Annotated in this window: 1 protein-coding gene; it reads left to right on the top strand. The window is 72.4% G+C overall.

From position 1 onward, the window contains the following. A partial coding sequence (locus ABT288_RS49595) for a type I polyketide synthase (RefSeq protein ID WP_351623397.1) occupies nucleotides 1–4,083 on the top strand: 4,083 nt, incomplete at both ends.

Raw genomic sequence — 4,083 nt, 5'->3', positions numbered from 1 at the left:
CGGATCGCCGTGCACGGTGGGAAGGTCGACTGGGCGGCGTTCTACGCGGGCACCGGAGCCCGCCGCGTCGACCTGCCCACCTACGCCTTCCAGCGCCGGCGCTACTGGATGGACGCGTTGGAGTACTGGTCCGACGCGTGGGCCGGTGCGGACACCGGTGGGGTGACGTCCGCAGGGCTCGACCGTGCGGTGCATCCGCTGCTCGGCGCCGTGGTGGCCTCGCCGGACAGCGACGGTGTGGTGCTGACGGGCCGGCTCTCCACGTCGGCCCAGCCGTGGCTGGCGGACCACGCGGTCGGCGGCACCGTCCTCTTCCCCGGTACCGGGCTGGTGGACCTGGCGCTGGCGGCCGGCGACCGGGTCGGCTGCGAGCTGCTGGAGGAGCTGACGCTGGAGGCGCCGCTCGTGCTGCCGGAGCGCGGCGGAGTCGCCGTACAGGTGGTGGTCGGTAGCGCCGGCGAGGACGGCACGCGGCAGGTGAACGTGTACGCGCGCTCCGACGACGAGGAGGGCACGTGGACCCGGCACGCGACGGGACTGTTGTCGGCCGCGGCACCGACGGCCTCCTTCGATTTGGCCCAGTGGCCGCCGCAGGGCGCCGAACGGGTCGAGCTGACGGGCCTGTACGACACACTGGCGCAGGCGGGTCTGGAGTACGGGCCGGTGTTCCAGGGCCTGACGGCCGCCTGGCGCTCCGGTGCCGGTTCGGCCGAGGAGATCTACGCCGAGGTGGCTCTGCCGGAGGAGACGGGTGTCGAGGGCTTCGGGGTGCACCCGGCCCTGCTGGACGCCTGCCTGCACGCGACCGGGCTGCTGCCCGGCGGTGCCGAGAGCACACGTCTGCCCTTCGCCTGGACCGGTGTCTCGCTGCACGCGACCGGTGCTTCCCGGGTACGGGTCCGACTCGCCCGCGAGGGCGCCGAGGGTGTCGCCCTCGCGGTCGCCGACGAGCAGGGCAGCCCGGTGGCGACGGTCCGTTCACTGGTGCTCCGGGAGGTCGCGCCGGAGCAGCTGGCGGCGGCCCGGTCGGCGTTCCACGCATCACTGTTCCAGCTGGACTGGGCGCGACTGCCGGAGGTGCGTTCGCATGATTCTGCGCCGGATGATGTGGTGGTGCTCCGCAGCGCGCCGGGTGCGGACGGGGAGGCCGTGCGGACGGCGGTGCATCGGGCGCTCGCCGAGCTGCAGTCGGCTGCCGGGCGTGTCGCGGTAGTGACGCGGGGGGCGGTGGCGTTGCCGGGTGAGGACGTCACCGACCTGGCGGGTGCCGCCGTGTGGGGCCTGGTCCGCTCCGCCCAGTCGGAGGACCCGGACCGTTTCGTCCTGGTCGATGTCGACACCGACACCGACACCGATGACGCCGTCGCCCTGGCGTTGGCGACGGGTGAACCGCAGGTCGTGGTCCGTGACGGCGCGGCCCACGGAGCCCGGCTGGTGCGCACCCCTGTGACGGACGACGAGGCAGCCCGTCCCGCGTCGGTCTTCTCCGCCGAGGGGACGGTGCTGGTGACGGGTGCGACCGGCACCCTGGGCGGCCTGTTCGCCCGGCACCTGGTGACCGAGTACGGGGTGCGCCGTCTGCTGCTGACCAGCCGTCGGGGTGAAAAGGCGCCTGGTATGCGGGAGTTGGCGGATGAACTGTCCGCCTTGGGTGCCGAGGTGACGGTGGCGGCCTGTGACGCGGCGGACCGTGAGGCGCTGGCCGCGCTCCTGGACGGGGTCGACCTGTCGGGTGTCGTGCATGTGGCGGGTGTCCTGGACGACGGTGTGATTTCCTCCCTGACCCCGGAGCGGGTGGACAGGGTGCTGCGTCCGAAGGTGGACGCGGCCCTGAACCTGCACGAGCTGACGGCCGGCAAGGATCTGAGCGCGTTCGTGCTCTTCTCCTCCGCCGCGGGCACCCTGGGCAATCCGGGGCAGGGCAACTACGCGGCCGCCAACACGTTCCTGGACGCCCTCGCCGCCCACCGCAAGGCCAACGGCCTGCCCGCACAGTCGCTGGCCTGGGGCCTGTGGGGCGGCGGCATGGCCGGTGAGCTGAGCCAGGCCGACATCGACCGGATGAACAGCACCGGTGTGCACGCGCTTACGCCCGAGCAGGGCCTGGCGCTGTTCGACACCGCGAGCGCCCTGCCCGCCCCCGCCCTCGTCCCCATCCGCCTGGACGTCAAGGCACTCGGCGCGGGCGCCGGCGAACTCCCGGAACTGTTCCGCAGTCTGGTCCGCCGCCCGGCCCGCCGGGTCGTCAGCGGTACGACGGGTACGGCGTCGTCGTCGGCCCTCGCCCAGCGACTCGCCGGACTCTCCCCGGAGGAGCAGGAGGCCGAGATCCTCGGTCTGGTCCGGGCCACGGCCGCCGCGACCCTCGGTCACGCGGGACCGGAGGCCATCGACCCCGCACAGGCCTTCAGCGAGCTGGGCTTCGACTCGCTCAGCGCGGTCGAGTTCCGCAACGGCCTCGGCGAGGCCGTCGGCATGCGGCTGCCCGCCACCCTCGTCTTCGACTACCCGAGCCCGGTCGTGCTCGCCCGCCACCTGGCCCAGGAGGTCACGGGTACCGGCGAGGACGCGACCGGCGCGGCCCCCACCGTCGCGGCGACGGACGGCGACCCGATCGTCATCGTCGGGATGAGCTGCCGTTACCCGGGCGGGGTGGAGACGCCGGAGGACCTGTGGCGGCTGGTCGCCGACGGGGTGGACGCGGTCTCGGAGTTCCCGACCAACCGCGGCTGGAACATCGACGAGCTGTACGACCCGGCCTCGGAGCGTCCCAACACCAGCTACGTCAAGCACGGCGGCTTCCTCCACCGTGCGGGCGACTTCGACCCCGACTTCTTCGGCATCAGCCCGAACGAGGCCCTGGCGATCGATCCGCAGCAGCGGCTGCTGCTGGAGACCGCCTGGGAGGCGATCGAGCGGGCCGGCATCGACCCGACGACGCTGAAGGGCTCGGCCACGGGCGTGTTCGCCGGGATGATGTACCACGACTATCAGGACAACACGAACACCGGTTCCGTCGCCTCGGGCCGGGTGTCCTACACGTTCGGCCTCGAAGGCCCCTCCGTGACCGTGGACACCGCGTGCTCGTCGTCGTTGGTGGCGTTGCATCTCGCGGCGCAGGCGTTGCGGTCGGGGGAGTGCTCGCTGGCGCTGGCCGGTGGTGTGGCGGTGATGGCGACGCCGGAGGCGTTCGTGGAGTTCAGCCGGCAGCGGGGGCTGGCTCCTGATGGCCGGTGCAAGTCGTTCGCCGACTCCACGGACGGCACCGCGTGGGGCGAGGGCGTGGGCATGCTGCTCGTCGAGCGCCTGTCCGACGCCCGCCGCAACGGCCACCCGGTCCTCGCGGTCGTCAAGGGTTCGGCAGTGAACCAGGACGGTGCGAGCAACGGCCTGACGGCCCCCAACGGCCCCTCCCAGCGCCGGGTCATCCGGCAGGCACTGGCCCAGGCGGGCTTGAGCACCACCGACGTGGACGCGGTGGAGGCGCACGGTACGGGTACCACTCTGGGTGACCCGATCGAGGCGCAGGCGCTGCTGGCGACGTACGGGAAGGATCGTCCGGAGGATCAGCCGTTGTGGCTGGGGTCGATCAAGTCGAACATGGGGCACACGCAGGCGGCGGCGGGTGTGTCGGGCATCATCAAGATGGTCGAGGCGATCCGTCACGGTGTGCTGCCCAAGACCCTTCACGTCGATGAGCCCACGCACCAGGTGGACTGGTCGGAGGGCAACGTCCGGCTGCTGACCGAGTCCCGTCCGTGGCCGGAGACGGGGCGTCCGCGCCGTGCGGGCATCTCCTCGTTCGGTATCAGCGGCACCAACGCCCACGTCATCATCGAAGAGGCCCCCGCAGAGAAGGCCCTCGAGAACCCGGAAACGGTGCCCGGTCCGGTCATCTGGCCGCTGTCCGGCAAGACCCCCGAGGCCCTGCGCGCTCAGGCCGAACGCCTGCGGACATACGTCACCAGCGATCCGTCCCTGAGCTCACTGGACATCGCCCACTCCCTCGCCACCCGCCGTACTGCCCTGGACTTCCGGGCGGCCGTGGTGGGTGCGGACCGGGAGGAGTTGCTGGCGGGTCTG

Origin of the sequence: Streptomyces sp. NPDC001093, from assembly GCF_040298985.1 — a bacterium.
In the GTDB taxonomy this organism is placed as follows: domain Bacteria; phylum Actinomycetota; class Actinomycetes; order Streptomycetales; family Streptomycetaceae; genus Streptomyces.
This window is presented reverse-complemented; position numbering and strand designations above follow the sequence as displayed.